This window comes from Burkholderia sp. AU33545 (assembly GCF_020419685.1).
In the GTDB taxonomy this organism is placed as follows: Bacteria; Pseudomonadota; Gammaproteobacteria; order Burkholderiales; family Burkholderiaceae; genus Burkholderia; species Burkholderia diffusa.
On the sequence record NZ_JAIZRQ010000005.1, the window covers coordinates 477,248 to 496,296 of the forward strand.

Annotated in this window: 20 protein-coding genes; 11 read left to right on the top strand and 9 right to left on the bottom strand. The window is 65.7% G+C overall.

Going from position 1 to position 19,049, the window contains the following annotated elements; genetic code table 11:
* Positions 1-37: 37 nt before the first annotated feature.
* A complete protein-coding gene (locus LGM71_RS19695; RefSeq protein ID WP_226116045.1) occupies positions 38-328 on the bottom strand; it encodes a PsiF family protein in 291 nt (96 codons plus the stop codon).
* Positions 329-600: 272 nt separating this feature from the next.
* Here LGM71_RS19695 and LGM71_RS19700 point away from each other — a divergent pair, with 272 nt between their 5' ends.
* Entirely contained in the window at positions 601-1,623 is a 1,023-nt protein-coding gene (locus LGM71_RS19700; protein WP_226116047.1) for an asparaginase, read from the top strand.
* Positions 1,624-1,706: 83 nt separating this feature from the next.
* Here LGM71_RS19700 and lysM read toward each other — a convergent pair whose 3' ends face one another.
* The 4 genes from lysM to gcl all read right to left on the bottom strand — a co-directional run bounded on the left by lysM (position 1,707) and on the right by gcl (position 6,209).
* A complete protein-coding gene (lysM, locus tag LGM71_RS19705; RefSeq protein ID WP_021162125.1) occupies positions 1,707-2,177 on the bottom strand; it encodes a peptidoglycan-binding protein LysM in 471 nt (156 codons plus the stop codon).
* A 456-nt stretch (positions 2,178-2,633) separates the two neighbouring features.
* Complete coding sequence (locus LGM71_RS19710; protein WP_319000392.1) at positions 2,634-3,560, bottom strand: 2-hydroxy-3-oxopropionate reductase; 927 nt, start codon at positions 3,558-3,560, stop codon at positions 2,634-2,636.
* Between the two features lie 19 nt (positions 3,561-3,579).
* Entirely contained in the window at positions 3,580-4,389 is an 810-nt protein-coding gene (hyi, locus tag LGM71_RS19715) for a hydroxypyruvate isomerase (RefSeq protein WP_011657073.1), read from the bottom strand.
* Between the two features lie 44 nt (positions 4,390-4,433).
* Entirely contained in the window at positions 4,434-6,209 is a 1,776-nt protein-coding gene (gene gcl / locus LGM71_RS19720) for a glyoxylate carboligase (protein ID WP_226116049.1), read from the bottom strand.
* A 172-nt stretch (positions 6,210-6,381) separates the two neighbouring features.
* Here gcl and LGM71_RS19725 point away from each other — a divergent pair, with 172 nt between their 5' ends.
* From LGM71_RS19725 to LGM71_RS19770, 10 genes are all read left to right on the top strand, one after another.
* Positions 6,382-7,293, top strand: a complete 912-nt coding sequence (locus tag LGM71_RS19725; protein ID WP_059604243.1) for a LysR family transcriptional regulator — start codon at positions 6,382-6,384, stop codon at positions 7,291-7,293.
* Positions 7,294-7,455: 162 nt separating this feature from the next.
* Positions 7,456-8,103, top strand: a complete 648-nt coding sequence (locus tag LGM71_RS19730; protein WP_226116051.1) for an RNA polymerase sigma factor — start codon at positions 7,456-7,458, stop codon at positions 8,101-8,103.
* The gene (locus LGM71_RS19735) at positions 8,093-8,992 is read left to right on the top strand and encodes a zf-HC2 domain-containing protein (protein ID WP_226116053.1); all 900 of its coding nucleotides are present in this window, start codon (positions 8,093-8,095) and stop codon (positions 8,990-8,992) included. The genes LGM71_RS19730 and LGM71_RS19735 overlap by 11 nt, the downstream gene beginning before the upstream one ends.
* Positions 8,993-9,234: 242 nt before the next feature.
* Positions 9,235-9,609: a 30S ribosomal protein S6 gene (gene rpsF / locus LGM71_RS19740; protein WP_006755436.1), complete on the top strand. Its 375-nt coding sequence runs from the start codon at positions 9,235-9,237 to the stop codon at positions 9,607-9,609.
* A 40-nt stretch (positions 9,610-9,649) separates the two neighbouring features.
* A complete protein-coding gene (gene priB / locus LGM71_RS19745) occupies positions 9,650-9,949 on the top strand; it encodes a primosomal replication protein N (protein ID WP_006486250.1) in 300 nt (99 codons plus the stop codon).
* 4 nt (positions 9,950-9,953) lie between these two features.
* Positions 9,954-10,229: a 30S ribosomal protein S18 gene (gene rpsR, locus LGM71_RS19750; RefSeq protein ID WP_004193360.1), complete on the top strand. Its 276-nt coding sequence runs from the start codon at positions 9,954-9,956 to the stop codon at positions 10,227-10,229.
* Between the two features lie 27 nt (positions 10,230-10,256).
* Complete coding sequence (rplI, locus tag LGM71_RS19755) at positions 10,257-10,709, top strand: 50S ribosomal protein L9 (RefSeq protein WP_059604251.1); 453 nt, start codon at positions 10,257-10,259, stop codon at positions 10,707-10,709.
* A gap of 135 nt (positions 10,710-10,844) precedes the next feature.
* Positions 10,845-12,227 carry a replicative DNA helicase gene (locus LGM71_RS19760; RefSeq protein WP_006486249.1) on the top strand — a complete coding sequence of 461 codons (1,383 nt, stop codon included), beginning with the start codon at positions 10,845-10,847 and terminating at the stop codon, positions 12,225-12,227.
* A 146-nt stretch (positions 12,228-12,373) separates the two neighbouring features.
* Positions 12,374-13,000 (top strand): DUF47 domain-containing protein, encoded by a 627-nt coding sequence (locus tag LGM71_RS19765; protein ID WP_044847234.1) that lies wholly within the window; start codon positions 12,374-12,376, stop codon positions 12,998-13,000.
* 10 nt (positions 13,001-13,010) lie between these two features.
* A complete protein-coding gene (locus LGM71_RS19770; RefSeq protein ID WP_059604254.1) occupies positions 13,011-14,021 on the top strand; it encodes an inorganic phosphate transporter in 1,011 nt (336 codons plus the stop codon).
* A 115-nt stretch (positions 14,022-14,136) separates the two neighbouring features.
* Here the strand turns inward: LGM71_RS19770 and LGM71_RS19775 are convergent, their stop codons facing one another.
* The 4 genes from LGM71_RS19775 to LGM71_RS19790 all read right to left on the bottom strand — a co-directional run bounded on the left by LGM71_RS19775 (position 14,137) and on the right by LGM71_RS19790 (position 19,039).
* Positions 14,137-15,195: a C40 family peptidase gene (locus LGM71_RS19775; protein ID WP_226116055.1), complete on the bottom strand. Its 1,059-nt coding sequence runs from the start codon at positions 15,193-15,195 to the stop codon at positions 14,137-14,139.
* 236 nt (positions 15,196-15,431) lie between these two features.
* On the bottom strand, positions 15,432-17,240 hold the full coding sequence (locus LGM71_RS19780; protein ID WP_059604261.1) for a PhoH family protein: 1,809 nt from the start codon (positions 17,238-17,240) through the stop codon (positions 15,432-15,434).
* Between the two features lie 332 nt (positions 17,241-17,572).
* Positions 17,573-18,034, bottom strand: a complete 462-nt coding sequence (locus tag LGM71_RS19785) for a peroxiredoxin (RefSeq protein ID WP_059604264.1) — start codon at positions 18,032-18,034, stop codon at positions 17,573-17,575.
* A gap of 108 nt (positions 18,035-18,142) precedes the next feature.
* Entirely contained in the window at positions 18,143-19,039 is an 897-nt protein-coding gene (locus LGM71_RS19790) for a polysaccharide deacetylase family protein (RefSeq protein ID WP_059529808.1), read from the bottom strand.
* Positions 19,040-19,049: the final 10 nt, after the last annotated feature.

A 19,049-nucleotide genomic window follows, 5' to 3' on the forward strand; every position in this document is an offset into this window, starting at 1 on the left:
GAAGCGGTGCGCGGCATTCGCGCGGGAGCGCCGGAACTCAGGCGGCCGGCTGGCTGCTCAGGCAACTCTTCATGAACGCCTTGCGGTCGTCGCCCTTCTTGTCGGCGGCCTGGGTGTTGCAGGCCTTCATCTTTTCCTGCTGCGACATCTTCTTCGCGGGCTTGGCCGACAGGCAGTCCTTCATGAACGCCTTGCGGTCGTCGCCCGTCTTGCCGGCGGCCTGGGTGTTACAGGCCTTCATCTTGTCCTGCTGGCTGTTCGCCGCGAAGGCGGGGGAAGCCAGCATGCCGCCGAGAAGGACTGCGGCTACGAGCGATTGGATTTTCATTTCGACACTCCCATGGGGTGAATTGCGTTTTATATCGACGCCGTCACGAAGCCCGGCGCAACGGGAACAGGGTCACATCGCGCCGCGCGCTCCGATTATGGCAAATCAATGTGAAAACACCAAAACGGCATACCTATAACGCGGCGGGCAACGCGGCCGTTGACGGCGTGCGCACGCCGGCGATCGGGACAAACCATGATGCGACGCGTTCGGCTCCGGGCGCGCGCACGGGACCTACCGGATGCCGGCCGCGAGCGATTACAATCGCGGCCATGAATATTTCGAACACCGCAACTCCTTCGTCCGCGCCGGCGCTGCCGCGCATCGCCGTACTCGCCACCGGCGGCACGATCGCCGGCGCCGCGCCGGACGCCGCCAGCACGGCCGGCTATCAGGCCGGCGCGCTCGGCGTCAATTTCCTGCTCGACGCGGTGCCGGCGCTCGGGTCGGTCGCGCGCATCGATGCCGAGCAGGTCGCCAGCATCGACAGCAAGGATCTCGCGCTGCCGCTCTGGAATACGCTCGCCGCGCGCATCGACGCGCTGATGGCCGATCCGGCGATCGACGGCATCGTGATCACCCACGGTACCGACACGCTCGAGGAAACCGCGTACGCGCTGCATCTGGTCGTGACCGGCGACAAGCCGGTCGTGCTGACGGCCGCGATGCGGCCGGCCACCGCGCTGTCGTCCGACGGGCCGCTGAACCTGCTGAACGCGGTGACGGTCGCCGCTCACCCGGCCGCGCGCGGGCAGGGCGTGCTCGTTGCGTTCAACAACCGGATCCACGGCGCGCGCGACGTGGTGAAGACGAGCACGTACGCGGTCGACGCATTCCAGTCGCCGGAACTGGGCGCGCTCGGCTGGGTGCAGGACGGCCGCGTCGAATTCGCGCGCCGCGTGACGCGCTCGCGCGATGCGCACCTGGCGATTGCTGGCACGTGGCCGCCGGTCGAAGTCGTCGCGAGCTATGCGGGCGTGACGCGCACGGCCGTCGACGCGCTCGTGGCGGCCGGCGTGCGCGGCCTCGTCGTGGCGGGCACCGGCAACGGGTCGATCCACGCGACGCTGCAGGCGGCGCTCGCCGATGCGGTGAAAGCGGGTGTCGCCGTGGTGCGTGCGTCGCGCGTCGGCTCGGGGCACGTGATGCGCAACGGCGCCGCGAACGACGACGTGCTCGGTTTCGTGAGCGCCGGGTCGCTGAGCCCGTTCAAGGCACGCGTGCTGCTGATGCTTGCGCTCGCGAACGGCATGCACGGACGCGACGCGCTGCAACGCGCATTCGACACGCTGTAACCGCTGTCCGCCGATCGGGCGGCGCGCATGAAGAAAAGGCAGGCCATCGGCCTGCCTTTTTTGCGTCAGTACTGCGCGAATGCTCAGGACTGCGGCGGAATCACGAGCTTCTGACCCGGATAGATGCGGTCCGGGCTCGACAGCATCGGCTTGTTCGCCTCGAAGATCGCCGGGTACTTGTTCGCGTCGCCGTACACTTCCTTGGCGATCGCCGACAGCGTGTCGCCCGGCTTCACATCGTGGTACTGAACTTCCGGATCGTCCGGCTGCAGATCGTCGTCGTTGACGCCCGCGACGCCTTGCACGTTGCCGGCCGCGACCTTGACCTTCGCCTTCGTGTCGAGGTCGGCGACGCTGCCCGACAGCGTGACGGTGCGCGATGCGCCGTCGAACGCCACGGTCAGGTTCGACGTGTCGAGACCTTGCGTGTTGATGTAGTTCTTGATCGCATCGGCCGCGGTCTGGTTCGCGGCATTCGGATCTTCCGCTGCTTGCGCATCGGCGTGACCCAGCAGTTTTTCACCCGCCTCTTTGATAAACGAAAGAAGACCCATCGTTGCACTCCCTAGGTGGTTGAAAAGAAAACGCGCCGTGAAGTGGCGAAAAAAACACCGCGCTGGGCGCGATCACGGGAGTGAGCGCAAGCGCGGCGGATTTCTCGAAAGGCGTGGCGAAAGTGTAGGCGTTCATCGCGACGATTGCATGAAAAATCGCACGCCCGAACGTAAAGAAATGTAATACGCGAAATCCGACAGGCGGACACCCGACGACGACGTCTGACCGACCAAGGCTTCCCCGGCGTCGCCGGGTGCCGCTGCGGACCCCACCACGCCGCTCTCAGCCCAGAGCGGCGTTTTTCGCCCCGCCGCGCACGCATTTCAGCAATACGCGGCGGGGCGCCCCATCGTGATGCACGCACAGGCATGCATCGATGCGACCGGCCGTGGCCGGATCGCGTGTGTGCGTCGCGCGTTCGCCGTTGCAGCGAAACGCGCGTCGTTGCGTCGGCGTTACGCGGCCGGCGTCTGGCCGATCTCGAAGTTCGACATGATCTCGAGCGCACGCACGAGTGCCGAGTGATCCCACGCCTTGCCGCCATGCGATGCGCACACGCTGAACAGCTGCTGCGCGCTCGCCGTGTGCGGCAGTGCGAGGCCGAGCTTGCGTGCACCGTCGAGCGCGAGGTTCAGGTCCTTCTGATGCAGCTCGATGCGGAAGCCCGGATCGAACGTGCGCTTCGTCATGCGCGCGCCGTGCACTTCGAGGATGCGCGACGCGGCGAAGCCGCCCATCAGCGCCTGGCGCACGCGCTCCGGATCGGCGCCCGAGCGTGCGGCAAACAGCAGCGCTTCGCCGACCGCTTCGATGTTCAGCGCGACGATGATCTGGTTTGCCACCTTGCAGGTCTGGCCCGCGCCGTTGTCGCCGACGAGCGTGATGTTCTTGCCCATCTTCTCGAACAGCGGCTTCGCGCGCTCGAAGGCCTTCTCCGGGCCACCGACCATGATCGTCAGCGTCGCTTCGCGGGCGCCGACTTCGCCGCCGGATACCGGCGCGTCGAGGTAGTCGCAGCCGAGCGCGTTGATCTGTTTCGCGAATTCCTGCGTGTCGAGCGGCGAGATCGAGCTCATGTCGATCACGAGCTTGCCGGCCGAGAGGCCCTTCGCGACGCCGTCGTCGGCGAACAGCACGTTACGCACGTCGGGCGTGTCCGGCACCATCGAGATGATGATGTCGGCGTTCTGCGCGACTTCGGTCGAGTTTGCGACGACCTTCGCGCTGGCGCGCAGGTCGTCGGGAATCGGGAACGCACCGTTCACGACGAGCTGATGATCGCCCTTGAGCAGGTTGCGCGCCATGTGCGCGCCCATGATGCCGAGGCCGATGAAACCGATGGTTGCCATGTGAAAGTCTCCTTTAGGGGCGTATGTGGGAATGCCGCGGGAAGGGCGGGTCTCAGGCTGCGCGACGCGCCGAGCCCGGTGCGCAGCCGGCGACACTTTGCAGCCAGCCGAGGCCTTCCGTCGTGGTGGTGCGGGGCTTGTATTCGCAGCCGACGTAGCCGGCGTAGCCGAGCCGGTCAAGCAGCGCGAACAGGAACGCGTAATTGATCTCGCCCGTACCCGGCTCGTTGCGGCCCGGGTTGTCCGCGAGCTGGACGTGGCCGATCGATGCGAGGTTGCGTTCGATCGTCGCGGCCAGTTCGCCTTCCATGCGTTGCATGTGATAGATGTCGTACTGCAGGAACAGGTTGTCCGAGCCGACCGCGCGGATCACGTCGAGCCCTTCGGACGAGCGGTTCAGCGCGAAGCCCGGGATATCGAAGCTGTTGCACGGCTCGACGAGCAGGCGGATGCCTTCGCGCTTGAGCGCGTCGGCGGCGAAGCGCAGGTTGTCGACGATCGTGACGAACGTCTTGTCGCGCGCCGTGCTTGCCGACGGGATACCGACGAGGCAGTTCAGCTGCGGCACCTTCAGCGCCTTCGCGTACTCGATCGCACGTCCGACCCCTTCCTGGAACTCGCCGACGCGATCGGGCAGGCACGCGATGCCGCGCTCGCCCTGATCCCAGTTGCCCGCGGGCAGGTTGTGCAGCACGAGGCGCAGGCGATGCGTCTCGAGCCGCTCGGCGAGTTCCTCTTTCGCGTACGGATACGGGAACAGGAACTCGACGGCGTCGAAGCCCGCGTCGGCGGCCGCCTTGAAGCGGTCGAGGAACGGCACTTCGTTGAACAGCATGGTCAGGTTTGCAGCAAACTTCGGCATGAGCTAAGCCTCTTCGGTCGGTCAGTCAAAAAATGTCGTGCGGGTCAGTCGAGCATCGAGATCGCGGTCGGCGCGTGTTCGGCCTTCTCGGCGAGTTCCTCGAACTCGTTGATCGCGTCGATTTCGGTGCCCATCGAGATGTTCGTCACGCGCTCGAGGATCACTTCGACGACGACCGGCACACTGAATTCTTCCGCGAGCGTTTGCGCCTGACGCAGCGCCGGCTCGATCTCTTCCGGCTTGAACACGCGCAGCGCCTTGCAGCCGAGGCCTTCGGCGACCGCCACGTGGTCGACGCCGTAGCCGTTCAGCTCCGGTGCGTTGACGTTGTCGAACGCGAGCTGCACGCAGTAGTCCATGTCGAACGCACGCTGCGCCTGGCGGATCAGGCCGAGGTACGAGTTGTTCACGACGACGTGCACGTACGGCAGCTTGAATTGCGCGCCGGCGGCCAGCTCCTCGATCATGAACTGGAAGTCGTAGTCGCCGGACAGTGCGACGATCGGACGGCGCGGGTCGGCCGCACGCACGCCGAGCGCGGCGGGGATCGTCCAGCCGAGCGGGCCGGCCTGGCCGCAGTTGATCCAGTTGCGCGCCTTGAACACATGCAGGAACTGCGCGGCGGCGATCTGCGACAGGCCGATCGTGCTGACGTAGCACGTGTCGCGGCCGAACACCTTGTTCATCTCTTCGTACACGCGTTGCGGCTTGACCGGCACGTTGTCGAAGTGGGTCTTGCGCTGCAGCGTGCGCTTGCGTTCCTGGCACTCGGACACCCATGCGCTGCGATCCTTCAGCTTGCCGGCGGCCTTCCATTCCTGCGCGACGGCGACGAACAGTTCCAGCGCGGCCTTCGCGTCCGACACGATGCCGAGATCCGGGCCGAACACGCGGCCGATCTGGGTCGGCTCGATGTCGACGTGCACGAACTTGCGGCCCTTCGTGTAGACCTCGACGCTGCCCGTGTGGCGGTTCGCCCAGCGGTTGCCGATGCCGAGCACGAAGTCGGACGCGAGCATCGTCGCGTTGCCGTAGCGGTGCGACGTCTGCAGGCCGACCATGCCGGCCATCAGCGGGTGGTCGTCGGCAATCGCGCCCCACGACATCAGCGTCGGGATCACGGGCACGCCGATCGTTTCGGCGAACTGGACGAGCAGGTCTTCGGCCGCCGCGTTGAGCACGCCGCCGCCCGACACGATCAGCGGCTTGTCCGCGTCGTTGAGCATCGCGAGCGCCTTCTCGATCTGCGCGCGGGTCGCCGCGGGCTTGTAGACCGGCAGCGGCTCGTACGTGTCGATGTCGAATTCGATCTCGGCGAGCTGCACGTCGATCGGCAGGTCGACCAGCACCGGGCCCGGGCGGCCCGAGCGCATCAGATGGAACGCCTGCTGGAACACGCGCGGCACCAGCGCCGGCTCGCGCACGGTGACGGCCCACTTGGTGACGGGCTTCGCGATCGACTCGATGTCGACGGCCTGGAAGTCTTCCTTGTACAGGCGCGCACGCGGTGCCTGGCCCGTGATCGCGAGGATCGGAATCGAGTCGGCCGACGCGGAGTACAGGCCGGTGATCATGTCGGTGCCGGCGGGGCCCGACGTGCCGATGCACACGCCGATGTTGCCCGGCGCGGCGCGCGTGAAGCCTTCGGCCATGTGCGACGCACCTTCGACGTGGCGGGCCAGCACATGGCTGATGCCGCCCGACTTGCGCATCGCGGAATAGAACGGGTTGATTGCTGCGCCCGGCACGCCGAACGTGGTCTGGATGCCTTCCTTCTCGAGCACGAGTACGGCTGCGTCGACGGCTCTCATCTTGGCCATGAATGTCTCCTTGAATGTGCGGATCTTGCGAATCGGTCTGTTGGGAACACTTTAGGGATGCAAGAAAGGTTTGATAAGATCAGCCGAAGTCGTTTATTTCGAAACTAAAAGTATGGAATGACGGCCGGACGGGGTTTCCCCGCCGGTGTCGGAGCCGGGATGGAGACGGGAGATGGATCGTTTCAAGCAGATCGAGACGTTCGTGCGAGTCGCGGACGCGGGCAGCCTCGCGGCGGCCGCGCTCGAGGAGGGCGTGTCGCCGGTGGTGCTGGGGCGGCGCATCGACGCGCTGGAGAAGCGCCTCGGCGTGAAGCTGATGTACCGCTCGACGCGGCGGCTGGTGGTCAGCGAGGAGGGCGCCGCATTCCTCGAGCGCTGCCGCGGGCTGTTGTCCGAATGGGACCAGGCCGAGAACGAACTGGCCGCCGGCCGCCGCGCGGTCAGCGGGCACCTGATCGTGTCCGCGCCAGCCGCGTTCGGCCGCAAGCACGTGGCGCCGCACGCGCCCGGTTTCCTCGCCGACAAGCCGGAAATGCAGCTGTCGTTCAACCTGACCGATCGTGTCGTCGATCTCGTGCGCGAAGGCTACGACCTGTCGATCCGGATCGGCGGCTCGGTCGACCCGAACTTCGTCGCGGTAAAGCTCGCGTCGAACCGGCGCGTCGTGTGCGGCACGCCTGACTATTTCCGCCGCCACGGCCGGCCGAAGTCGCTCGACGACCTGCTCAGGCACAACTGTCTCGCGTTCAACCTGCAGGGGGGGCAGAACCGCGGCTGGTATTTCCAGCGCCACGGCAAGATCGTGACGATGCGGGTGGCCGGCAATCTCGACTGCAACGACGGCGAGCTGCTGCATCGCTGGGTAGCGGAAAGCCTCGGGCTCGGCTGGCGCTCGACCTGGGAAATCGCCGCACAGCTCGAGACGGGCGAACTCGAGACGGTGCTCGACGAATATGCGCTGCCCGACTACGACATCCTCGCGGTCTATCCGCAGCAGCGCTACGTGCCCGCGCGCGTGCGCTACTTCATCGACTACCTGCGCGAAGCGTATGCGCGCCCCGGCTACTGGAGCAGCACGCCGTAACGGGCGCGGCGGGCTCCGGCATTTTTTTGCGCATCATCGGCTTCATGCGGGAATAAACTCGACGCAGCGGCGGTAAGGTCATCGAGTGCGCACGCTGCCGGTCTGTCCGGGCACCGGGCGCGGAACGGGCGCGGCTTCGGCCGCCGGGACCAGGGAGGCCATGTGGGGCAAGCCGGACAGGCGGTCGACGAACGGACGGAGGACGACGCGGCCGCGCGTGGCGAGCGGTTTCGCGCGCTCGTGTTGCCGCATCTCGACGCCGCGTACAACCTCGCGCGCTGGCTGAGCGGCAATGCGGGCGACGCGGACGACGTCGTCCAGGACGCGTGCATGCGCGCGCTGCGCTTCGTCGACTCGTGTCGTGGCGACAACGCGCGACCTTGGCTGCTGACGATCGTGCGCCACACCTGGTACACCGAGTGGCGCCGCCGCACCCACGCGCACGAGGTTGCATTGCCCGACACGCTCGACGACACGGAGGTGCCCGACGACTGGCAGCCGGCGACCGAGGATCCGCTCGCGCAGTTGCTGCGCGGCGAAAACGTGCGGCTGGTGAACGCGGCGCTCGCGAAGCTGCCGCCCGAATATCGCGAGGTGCTGGTACTGCGCGAGATGGAGGATTTGAGTTACCGCGAGATCGCGGCGATCGCCGACGTGCCCGTCGGCACCGTGATGTCGCGGCTTGCACGCGGCCGGCGCAGGCTCGCCGCGCTGCTGGGCGACACGGCGGCGCCGGCGTCGACGTCCAAACCCGCGCCGGGACGTGCGTCGGCAAGCGGAACCGCATCGGAGGCGATCGATGGACTGTAACGAAGCGCGAGCGTTGCTGGACGCGGACGTCGACCGCGAGCTGTCGGCGCCCGATGCATTGCGCATCCAGCGGCATGTCGAAGGGTGCGACGCGTGCCGCCGCGAACGCGAACGAATCGTCGCGCTGGGGCGGATCGTGCGGCAGGCCGACTATCATCGCGCGCCGGATGCGCTGCGGGCGAGCATCCTCGCGGGACTGCCGGCGGCGGGCGGCGCGGGGGCGGGCAGGCAAGCCCGCGCGGAACCGGAGCCTGACGCAGCGGCGCGGCCGCGACCTCGACCGAACGGTCGCCGCTGGTTCTCATGGCCGACCGGGCGCGGCGAGCCGGCTCGCCCGGTGCCTGCCGGGCCGGGGCCGCGTGTCCCGGCGCTGCCCGGGCTTGGGTGGGGCGTGGCGCTGGTGATCGCGCTGGCCGCGGCCGCCGGAATGGTGGTGTCCGCGCGCCACGCCGAAACCGGCCAGACGGTCGACGAACTGGTCGCGAGCCACGTGCGGGCCGGCCTGTCGGCGCGCGACATCGACGTGATCTCGACCGACCGGCATACGGTCAAGCCGTGGTTCAACGGCCGACTCGACTATGCACCGCCGGTCGAGGACCTGTCGGCGAGCGGTTTCCCGCTGGCCGGCGGCCGGCTCGACTACGTCGGGCGGCGCCGCGTCGCAGTGCTCGTCTACCGGTACCGGCAGCACGTGATCGACGTGTACGTATGGCCGGCCGGCGTTGGGCGGCAGGGTGCGCCGTACGCGACCGTGTCGCAGGGTTACGCGCTCGACCGCTGGGATGCGGCCGGGATGACGTGGTGGGCCGTGACGGACGCCGAGCCGTCGGCGCTGGCCGCGTTCAGGACGGCGCTCGACGCACGGCTGGGCGGGGCGCGCAGCGAGTGACGGCAGGTCGCGCCACCGGCCCGTCTTCCTGCGCGCGACGCTCCGTCCCCGATTCCTGAGCTGACGCGCCGACAGCCTTTTGAATTGTCGGCGCCGTTCAAGTCTTTGAAAACATGGCCGAATCCGGTCGGAAATCGTCGATCGGTGTTGCATGCTCCCTGTATCCGGGTTAGAATCTTCGGCTTCTCACTTGCCACACCGGTTCAGACGCCCGGGTGGCTTCAATCCACAAGGAGTGTGTAATGCGTCATTACGAAATCGTATTCATCGTGCACCCCGATCAGAGCGAGCAAGTGCCCGCGATGATCGAGCGTTACAAGACCACGATCACGACGCACGGCGGCCAGATCCACCGTGTCGAAGACTGGGGCCGTCGCCAGCTGGCCTACATGATCGAGAAACTCGCGAAGGCTCACTACGTCTGCATGAACATCGAGTGCGACCAGACGACGCTCGACGAACTCGAACACGCGTTCAAGTTCAACGACGCCGTGCTGCGTCACCTCATCGTCAAGATGAAGAAGGCCGAGACCGGCCCGTCGCCGATGATGAAGGAAGTTCAGCGCGAAGAAGCCAAGAAGGCGGCTGCAGCTCAGCCGACCGAAGCGCAGGCTTAAGTTCGTCACTCATTAAGCCATCAAGGAGCGCGTCACTCACGTGAACAGGTTGCAATTGACGGCGAGCGTCGTCGAACGCGCACCGGTGCGATATACGCCGGCAGGTGTTCCGATCGCAAGCGCCACGTTGCATCACCGCACGGAAGTCGTTGAAGCAGGCATTCCCCGTCAGGTCGAAATGACGATCGAGGCGGTGGCGGCCGGTGAGGCGAGCGGCAAGCTGGAAAGCCGTGAAATGGGCGTCGAGACGCTGTTCACGGGCTTCCTGGCAAAGAAAAGCCGCAACGCGAGAACCTTGGTGTTTCACATCACTGCATTGCAGGACATAGGAAAGGACTGAAATCATGGCCCGCCCGACTGGTAAGAAATTCGACAAGCGTCGTCAGCAACAAAACCCGCTCTTCAAGCGCAAGAAGTTCTGCCGTTTCACGGCTGCCGGCGTCGAGCAGATCGACTACAAGGACACGGAAACGCTGAAGGACTTCATCGGCGAAAACGGCAAGATCACGCCGGCTCGTCTGACGGGTACGAAGGCGCACTATCAGCGTCAGCTGGACACGGCAATCAAGCGTGCGCGTTTCCTCGCGCTGCTGCCGTACACCGATCAGCACAAGGCGTAATCAGGCGACGCAATAAGGAGAATTCGAATGCAAATCATTCTGTTGGAAAAAGTCGCCAATCTGGGCAACCTCGGCGATATCGTCAAGGTCAAGGACGGTTACGCTCGCAACTTCCTGATCCCGAACCGCAAGGCTCGCCGTGCAACGAAGGAAGCGATCGCCGAATTCGAAGTTCGCCGCGCTGAACTCGAAAAGATCGCCGCTGAAAAGCTGGCGGCATCGCAGGCAGTCGGCGAGAAGCTGAACGGCCAGTCGTTCGAAATCACGCAGAAGTCGGGCGTTGACGGCCGTCTGTTCGGCTCGGTCACGAACGGCGACGTCGCGGAACTGCTGAAGAAGGCAGGTTTCGAAGTCGAGAAGCTGCAAGTTCGCATGCCGGAAGGCCCGCTGAAGATGATCGGCGAGCACGTCGTTCAGATCGCGCTGCACACGGACGTCATCGTCGACGTCACGATCAACGTGATCGGCGACCACGCGTAAGCGTACGCAGGCTTTCCGGGCGGCTTCCGTCGACCGGACAAGGGCAGGCGCCCGGGCAACCGGGGCCTGCCTTTTTTATTGCCCGATCGCCGGAGCGGTAGCGCTGCCGCGATCAATTCGCGATAATCCCAACCCATGAACGCGCCGCAAGATCCTCAAATCGAATCGCTGAAAGTCCCGCCACATTCGGTCGAAGCCGAGCAGTCGGTGCTTGGCGGCCTGTTGCTCGACAACGCGGCATGGGACCGGATTGCCGACTTCCTGTCGCAGGGCGACTTCTATCGCTACGACCATCGGATCATCTACGAGCACATCGGCCGGCTGATCGCGTCGACGCGCCCGGCCGACGTCGTGACCGTGTACGAAGCGCTGACCACGTCCGGCAAGGCCGACGACGTCGGCGGCCTCGCCTACCTGAACGCACTCGCGCAGAATACGCCGAGCGCCGCGAACATCCGCCGCTACGCGGAAATCGTGCGTGACCGCGCGGTGCTGCGCCGGCTCGTGTCGGTCGCCGACGAAATCTCGGCCGACGCGTTCAATCCGCAGGGCAAGGAAGTTCGCCAGCTGCTCGACGAGGCCGAGTCGAAGGTGTTCTCGATCGCCGAAGAAGGCGCGCGCGGCAACCAGGGCTTCCTCGAGATCGGTCCGCTGCTCACGCAGGTCGTCGAGCGCATCGACACGCTGTATCACACCGCGAACCCGAGCGACGTCACGGGCACGCCGACGGGCTTCGTCGACCTCGACCGGATGACGTCCGGGATGCATGGTGGCGAACTGATCATCGTCGCGGGGCGGCCGTCGATGGGTAAGACCGCATTTTCGATGAACATCGGCGAATACGTTGCGGTTGAGTACGGGCTGCCGGTGGCGGTGTTTTCGATGGAAATGCCGGGCACCCAGCTCGTGATGCGTATGCTCGGCTCGATCGGCCGCCTCGACCAGCACCGGATGCGTACCGGCCGGCTGACGGACGAGGACTGGCCGAAGCTGACGCATGCGGTGCAGAAGATGAGCGAGGCGCAGCTCTTCATCGACGAGACAGGCGGCCTGAACCCGATGGAATTGCGCTCGCGCGCGCGGCGTCTGGCCCGCCAGTGCGGCAAGCTCGGCCTGATCATCGTCGACTACCTGCAGCTGATGTCGGGCTCGTCGCAGGGCGAGAACCGCGCGACCGAAATCTCGGAAATCTCGCGATCGCTGAAGAGTCTGGCCAAGGAACTGGACGTGCCGGTGATCGCGCTGTCGCAGCTGAACCGCGGGCTGGAGCAGCGTCCGAACAAGCGTCCGGTGATGTCCGATTTGCGTGAATCGGGCGCAATCGAACAGGACGCGGACGTGATCCTGTTCATCTATCGTGACGAGGTCTACAACCCGGACAGCCCGGACAAGGGCACGGCCGAAATCATCATCGGCAAGCAGCGTAACGGTCCGATCGGGCCCGTTCGGCTCACGTTCCTGGGTCAATACACGAAGTTCGACAACTTTGCGGGGGCCCAGACCTTCTACGGCGAATAACACTTCTTCGCCAGATGTAAACCGTTATTTCACCAAGCGTTGTATCCAATCCCGGCGCGCGCAGATGCGCGCGTCGCGTCGCAACCGAAAACGGTACAATATCGCCCGTTTTCGTGACAGTCGTTTGACAATCTCTCAGGAATCCCATGTTCGGTCGATTCATGCCCACCGAGGGCAAGTTCTTTGAACTCTTCAACGCGCACGCGAAGCACATCGTTTCCGGTGGCCGCGAGCTCGAACTGCTGATCGACAATCTCGCCGACGCCGAGATTCACAAGCAAAACGTGCAGACCGCCGAGAAGGCCGCTGACAAGCTGACGCATGAAGCGATCGATCTGCTGCACAAGACCTTCATCACGCCGCTCGATCGCGACGAGATCCACAAGCTGATCACGACGATGGACGACATCCTCGACCTGATGGAAGACGTCGCGACGGCCGTATCGCTGTACGACGTGCAGTCCGTCACGTCCGAGGCGAGCCAGCTCGCGCACATCGTCACGCAATCGGCCCAGCACGTGCAGCAGGCCGTCGGATTGCTGTCGGACATGAAGCAGTCGGCGCAGATCCTCAAGCAGTGCGAGGAGATCGACCGCTGGGAGTCGGAAGCCGATCGCGTGCTGCGCGCGGCGATGTCGAAGCTGTTCCGCGAGGAAGACGACGTGAAGACGCTCATCAAGCTGAAGGCGATCTACGAGTTGCTCGAGGAGATCACCGACAAGTGCGAGGACGTCGCGAACATCATCGAAGGCATCGTGTTGGAAAACGCCTGAGCGGACCACGATGCATTCGATACAACTCGCCCTATGGATGGTCGCGACGCTCGTACTCGTCGCGCTCGTATTCGACTTCATGAACGGCTTCCACGACGCGGCGAACTCGATCGCCACCGTCGTGTCGACCGGGGTGCTGAAACCCCAGCAAGCCGTGGTGTTCGCAGCCGCGTTCAACGTCATCGCGTATTTCATCTTCCACCTGAAAGTTGCGCAGACGGTCGGTAAAGGCACGATCGACCCCGAGATCGTCGACCACTATGTCGTGTTCGGTGCGCTGGTCGGTGCGATCGGCTGGAACGTGATCACGTGGTATTACGGGATTCCGTCGAGCTCGTCGCACGCGCTGATCGGCGGCCTCGTCGGCTCGGCGCTCGCGAAGTCGGGCTGGAGCTCGCTGAACATCGACGGCCTGATGAAGACCGTCGCGTTCATCTTCATCTCGCCGCTGCTCGGCTTCATCCTCGGTTCGCTGTTCATGCTCGGCGTGTCGTGGCTGTATTTCCGTACCGCACCCAGCAAGGTCGACCGGCGCTTCCGCCGGCTCCAGCTGCTGTCGGCCGGTCTGTACAGCCTGGGCCACGGCGGCAACGACGCGCAGAAGACGATCGGCATCATCTGGATGCTGCTGATCGCGTCGGGCTATGCATCGGCGACCTCCGATGCACCGCCCGCGTGGGTGATCGGCGCGTGCTACCTGTCGATGGGCCTCGGCACGCTGTTCGGCGGCTGGCGAATCGTCCGCACGATGGGCCAGAAGATCACGAAGCTCAAGCCGGTCGGCGGTTTCTGTGCCGAAAGCGGCGGGGCGATCACGCTGTTCATCGCGTCGTTCCTCGGCATTCCGGTGTCGACCACGCACACGATCACCGGTGCGATTGTCGGCGTCGGCGCGACGCAGAAGCTGTCGGCCGTGCGTTGGGGCGTTGCCGGCAACATCGTGTGGGCCTGGGTGCTGACGATTCCGGCGTCTGCGCTGATCGCCGCGGGCGGATGGTGGATCGGGCATCAGATCTTCTGATTCCGACGCTGCCGGACGACGCGACATGCGCCGCAAACCGAAAGGTTGCGGCGCATTTTCTTTGGTGGTCGGGAAAGGGGCGGGACTGGCGGGGTTGCCGCCGGGATGGGGCCGGTCAGTAACTGCCGTTCGCGAAGCGGGCGATCGGATCGTCCGCGGTGCCGGTGCGCGGGCCGCGCGGCGCGGATTGCGTCGACGCACGCAGCACCTGCACGGGCTCGATGTCGCGCGGCGACGGCGCGGCGGCCGCAGGCGGGGGCTCCGTATCGAACGCGGCAGCCTGGGCGGCCGTCAGTGCCGTCGTCGGAATCTGTGTGCCGGTCTCCGTCGGGACTGCGTTCGCCGTCATCGCGGTCATGTCGCCATTCGCGGATGCCGCCTGCTGCTGGGCTGCCGGCATGCGCGGCGGCGGCGGTTCGTAAGGATCGACGGACGGGGCGGCTGCCGGGGCGACCGCTGCGGTCGATACGACCGGTGCCGCCAGCATGACCGGAGCCGGCGACGGTGTTGCGCCGGCTTGTGACGAAGCGTAGGTCGGCTGCCGCGGCGCGGCGGCTGCGACGACCGGGGCCGGTGCGGCCGTCGGCGCATCGCGCCGTGCCTCGTAGGTCGGCGCATCGAACGGTGCTGGCGTACCGCGCGGCGGCGCGACACGGCGAATGCCGTCGAAGCGCTTGGCCCAGTACGGGTTCGTCAGGTAGTCGAGCCGTACGGTGCCGCCGGTCGACGGTGCGTTGACAAAGCGCAGCTTGCCGACGTAGATGCCGACGTGCGAATGCGGGCGTCCGGTCGTATTGAAGAAGATCAGGTCGCCCGGCGCGACCTGTTCGGGGTCGATCGACACGCCGCGGCTGCTCATGTCGGCGGTCGTGCGCGGCAGGTTCACGTCGGCCGCGCGGCCGATCACGTAGCGCACGAGCCCGCTGCAGTCGAAGCCGCTCGTCGGCGTGTTGCCGCCCCAGCGGTACGGCACGCCGACGAGGCTCATCGCCTGGATCGAGATCTCTTCCTGGCCGACGCTGTGATCGACGAATTTCGGGAAATTGGCAGGCGCCGGGAACGCGCGCGGCGTCGTGATCTTCATGCCCGAGGTGCGCGAAGCCGACTGCTGCGGCACGCTGGAGCAGGCCGCGAGCAGTGAAGCGACGGCGACGGGAACCCAGATTCGAAGCATGACATGGCGGACGAGCGCAGGGCGCTCGCCAATCGTATGACAACAGACAGACCCGATGGTAGACGTTCCGGCGGGGCTTAGGCAACCATTCCTGAGAATTTACTTGAAGTTTCGCGCGTAAGTGAGGCCGTTGCGTAACGAATCATGACCGACGTTTCCGACCCCAAAAATAAAAACGGCGCTCCGGAAACGGAGCGCCGCATGGCGTCGACGGCCGGCGGGCAGCCGGTCGCGCGTTACAGGATGTCCGACGCGTAGTCGGCGAGCCGCGAGCGTTCGCCGCGCGCGAGCGTCACGTGGCCGCTGTGCCCCCAACCCTTGAAGCGGTCGACGACGTAGGTCAGGCCCGAACTGCCTTCGGTCAGGTAAGGCGTGTCGATCTGTGCGATGTTGCCGAGGCACACGATCTTCGTGCCGGGGCCCGCGCGCGTGACGAGCGTCTTCATCTGCTTCGGCGTGAGGTTCTGCGCTTCGTCGATGATCAGGTACTTGTCGACGAACGTGCGGCCGCGCATGAAGTTCATGCTCTTCACCTTCAGGCGCGAACGGATCAGTTCCTGCGTCGCCGCACGGCCCCATTCGCCGGCTGCGTCGTCGGTCTTCTGCAGCACTTCGAGGTTGTCGTCGAATGCGCCCATCCACGGCTGCATCTTCTCTTCCTCGGTGCCGGGCAGGAAACCGATGTCCTCGCCGACGGGCACGGTCGCGCGCGTCACGATGATCTCGTTGTAGCGCTTGTCGTCGAGCACCTGCGCGAGGCCGGCCGCGAGCGCGACGAGCGTCTTGCCGGTGCCGGCCTGGCCGAGCAGCGTGACGAAGTCGATCTCGGGGTTCATCAGCAGGTTCAGCGCGAAGTTCTGCTCGCGATTGCGCGCGGTGATGCCCCACACGTTGTTCTTGTGGTGGCTGTAGTCGCGCAGCGTCTGCAGCAGCGCCGTCTTCCCGTTCAGCTCACGGACGATCGCATGGAACGTCGGTTCGCCGTTCTGCGGTTCGAGATAGACGAACTCGTTGACGAGCATCGACGCGACGAGCGGGCCCGTCACGCGGTAGTACGTGGTGCCCGTCTTCGTGTCCTGCCAGCTCTCCATGCCCTTCGCATGCCTGGTCCAGAAATCCTGCGGCAGCTCACGCACGCCGTTGTACAGGAGATCCGAGTCCTCGAGCACCTGGTCGTTGAAGTAGTCTTCCGCAGGCAGGCCGAGCGCATGCGCCTTGATCCGCATGTTGATGTCTTTCGACACCAGCACGACCTGGCGGTCCGGCCGGTCGCGCTGCAGCGCGCGCACGACGCCGAGGATCTGGTTGTCGGCCTTGCCTGCCGGCAGGCCTTCGACGGGCGGAATGTTGGTGAGCGTCGTCTGGAAGTACAGGCGGCCGAGCGCCTCGCGGCTGCCGAGGCGCGACAGCGGAATGCCGTTCGTGATCGGGCCCGCGTCGGCGACCAGTGCGTCGAGCGTGCGGCTCACCTGGCGTGCGTTGCGCGCGACCTCCGACATCCCCTTCTTGTGGTTGTCGAGTTCCTCGAGCGTCATCATCGGCAGATAGACGTCGTGTTCCTCGAAGCGGAAGAGGCTGCTCGGATCGTGCATCAGCACGTTGGTGTCGAGCACGAACAGCTTCTGCAGTTCGGCTTCGGCGGCCTTGCGGTTGCGCGACTTCGTCGCCGCGCCGGCATCGCGTGCGGGCGCCGCGGCCGGTTTCGCGGCGGCGGGTTTGTCGTGGCGTGCCTCGACCGGCGCGGCGGGTGCTGCTTCGACCGGCGCCTGGATCGGCTGCAGCAGCGCCGCGGTCTGTTTGGTCCTGCGGCCGCGTGCAGGTGTGCTCGCGGATTCTTGCGCCGACGACGCGACGGCGCGCAGCGGCGCGGCCGTGTTCGCGGCTTCGGTCATCGGTTGGGCCACGCTGGCCGGGCCATAGTCACCGGCAGTGGATGCGTCCCCTTCGGCGGATTTCTTCGCGGCTTTCGCGGGTCGCGCTTTCGCCTTGTATTCGTCGGGCGGCAGCAGGCTGCCGAGCTTGCTGGGGGGGGTAGGCAAAGGCATGGTGTCCCTCGGGAGGAATCGTGTCGCATGAAGTGCGCCGCTGATCGCATCCTGCGTGACGTACACGCATGCAGTTTGCGCGCGGTGGCGCACAGGAATTTCGTCTAGCCGGTTCGCCTAAGTGTCGATCAGCTCCTTGACGGGGTGAGGGCCGGACCGAGGGCCGGCGCGCAGTCCATAAAAAAAGCCGCTGCCCCGTCGACAGGGACATGCGGCTCGGCTGATACCGTCGTAATGCGCGTCAGGTGCCGGGAAGCATCGCATCGGGCACCGGTGCAGCTACGAGAAATATGGGGCGAACTGGCATTCATTGCGGCCCAATATAACGCGGCTCAAAGCGCTTGTACAGCCCTTAGCACGTCGTCCACGTGACCGGGCACCTTGATGCCGCGCCATGCCTGGCGAAGCACGCCGTCGGCGTCGATCAGGAACGTCGAACGCTCGATTCCGCGCACTTCCTTGCCATACATTTTCTTCATCTTGATGACATCGAACAGCGTGCACAGCGCTTCGTCGGCATCGGAGATCAACGGGAACGGCAGTTCGAGCTTTGCCTTGAAGTTGTCATGAGAGCGCAGGCTGTCGCGCGACACGCCGATGACTTCGGCGCCCGCCTTCTTGAACTTCGGATAGAGATCGCGGAACTGCAGGCCTTCGGTCGTGCAGCCCGGCGTGTTGTCTTTCGGATAGAAATACAGGACGAGCTTCTTGCCCTTCAGGTCGGACAGCGAAATGTCGCCGCCCGTAGCCGGTGCGGTGAAATCGGGAACTTGGCGGTCAACTTCGACGGACACGTGTTTCTCCTGTTGTTATGGAAAGGCGCCGCTCGGGCGGCGCGGTACGGCGGGACGTCGCGGCGGCACGCCGCGAGGGCAGGGCCGGCGGCGCCGGCGCGCGCGAACTCAGTCGGGCTGGACGATCAGTTCGCCGGAGCGGCCGGGAATCTCGCCCCACGTGACAGGGTACGATGGCAGCGAGTCGCGGTCCAGCGTCGCGTGGTAGTCGCCCATCGTCGCAAACGTATGGCCCTGTGCGCGCCACCCCGCGAGCAACTGCTCGAACACCGGCGCGAGCTTCTGGCCTTCCAGTTCCGCATGCAGCGTGAACACCTGGTCGTGCGGATTGGTCTCCGTGAACTTCAGGATATGCGCGGCGACGTTGTGCGTGTCGATGCCGTCGATGCCGAGCACTTCGTCGAGCGTCGGCAGCGTGGTCGGCATCTGCACGTGCGACAGCGTGCGGCCGCCGACGACGGGAAGGTACGGCGAATGGCCGCGACCGTCCGATGCGTAGCGCATCCCCCATGCGTCGATCTGCTCGAACGCCGCGTCGTTCATCTGCCAGCCGGCCGCGCCGTGCGTGACGGGCGGCGCGCCGAAGACGTCGACGAAGCGCGCGTGGCTCTTCTGCATTTCACGCGCGGTCCAGTCGCGATCGCGCACGCGCACGTTATCTTGCCAGTACACGTGATCCCACGTGTGGATCCCGCATTCGAAGCCGGCCTCGTGGATCGCGCGCATGTCCGCGATCGCGCGACGGCCGATGTCGGGGCCCGGCAGCAGCACGCCGTACATCAGCTGCTTCACGCCGTAATGCTCGACCACCGACGTGCGCGACACCTTCTTCAGGAAGCCGGGGCGGAACACGCGCCGCAGCGCCCAGCCCGTGTGATCGGGCCCGAGGCTGAAGAGGAAGGTCGCGCGCGCACTGAAGCGGTCGAAGATGCGCGCGAGGTTCGGCACGCCTTCGCGCGTGCCGCGCAGCGTGTCGACGTCGATCTTGAGGACGATACGAGCCAAGCGAGCGTCC

What these genes read in the sequence shown, in the direction of transcription:
- LGM71_RS19770 (WP_059604254.1), top strand. Translation starts at nt 13,011, where the DNA reads ATGCATTCGATACAACTCGCCCTATGGATGGTCGCGACGCTCGTACTC.
- LGM71_RS19780 (WP_059604261.1), bottom strand. Translation starts at nt 17,240, where the DNA reads ATGCCTTTGCCTACCCCCCCCAGCAAGCTCGGCAGCCTGCTGCCGCCC.
- hyi (WP_011657073.1), bottom strand. Translation starts at nt 4,389, where the DNA reads ATGCCGAAGTTTGCTGCAAACCTGACCATGCTGTTCAACGAAGTGCCG.
- LGM71_RS19725 (WP_059604243.1), top strand. Translation starts at nt 6,382, where the DNA reads ATGGATCGTTTCAAGCAGATCGAGACGTTCGTGCGAGTCGCGGACGCG.
- rpsF (WP_006755436.1), top strand. Translation starts at nt 9,235, where the DNA reads ATGCGTCATTACGAAATCGTATTCATCGTGCACCCCGATCAGAGCGAG.
- gcl (WP_226116049.1), bottom strand. Translation starts at nt 6,209, where the DNA reads ATGGCCAAGATGAGAGCCGTCGACGCAGCCGTACTCGTGCTCGAGAAG.
- LGM71_RS19735 (WP_226116053.1), top strand. Translation starts at nt 8,093, where the DNA reads ATGGACTGTAACGAAGCGCGAGCGTTGCTGGACGCGGACGTCGACCGC.
- LGM71_RS19765 (WP_044847234.1), top strand. Translation starts at nt 12,374, where the DNA reads ATGTTCGGTCGATTCATGCCCACCGAGGGCAAGTTCTTTGAACTCTTC.
- LGM71_RS19775 (WP_226116055.1), bottom strand. Translation starts at nt 15,195, where the DNA reads ATGCTTCGAATCTGGGTTCCCGTCGCCGTCGCTTCACTGCTCGCGGCC.
- LGM71_RS19760 (WP_006486249.1), top strand. Translation starts at nt 10,845, where the DNA reads ATGAACGCGCCGCAAGATCCTCAAATCGAATCGCTGAAAGTCCCGCCA.
- rplI (WP_059604251.1), top strand. Translation starts at nt 10,257, where the DNA reads ATGCAAATCATTCTGTTGGAAAAAGTCGCCAATCTGGGCAACCTCGGC.
- LGM71_RS19700 (WP_226116047.1), top strand. Translation starts at nt 601, where the DNA reads ATGAATATTTCGAACACCGCAACTCCTTCGTCCGCGCCGGCGCTGCCG.
- rpsR (WP_004193360.1), top strand. Translation starts at nt 9,954, where the DNA reads ATGGCCCGCCCGACTGGTAAGAAATTCGACAAGCGTCGTCAGCAACAA.
- lysM (WP_021162125.1), bottom strand. Translation starts at nt 2,177, where the DNA reads ATGGGTCTTCTTTCGTTTATCAAAGAGGCGGGTGAAAAACTGCTGGGT.
- LGM71_RS19695 (WP_226116045.1), bottom strand. Translation starts at nt 328, where the DNA reads ATGAAAATCCAATCGCTCGTAGCCGCAGTCCTTCTCGGCGGCATGCTG.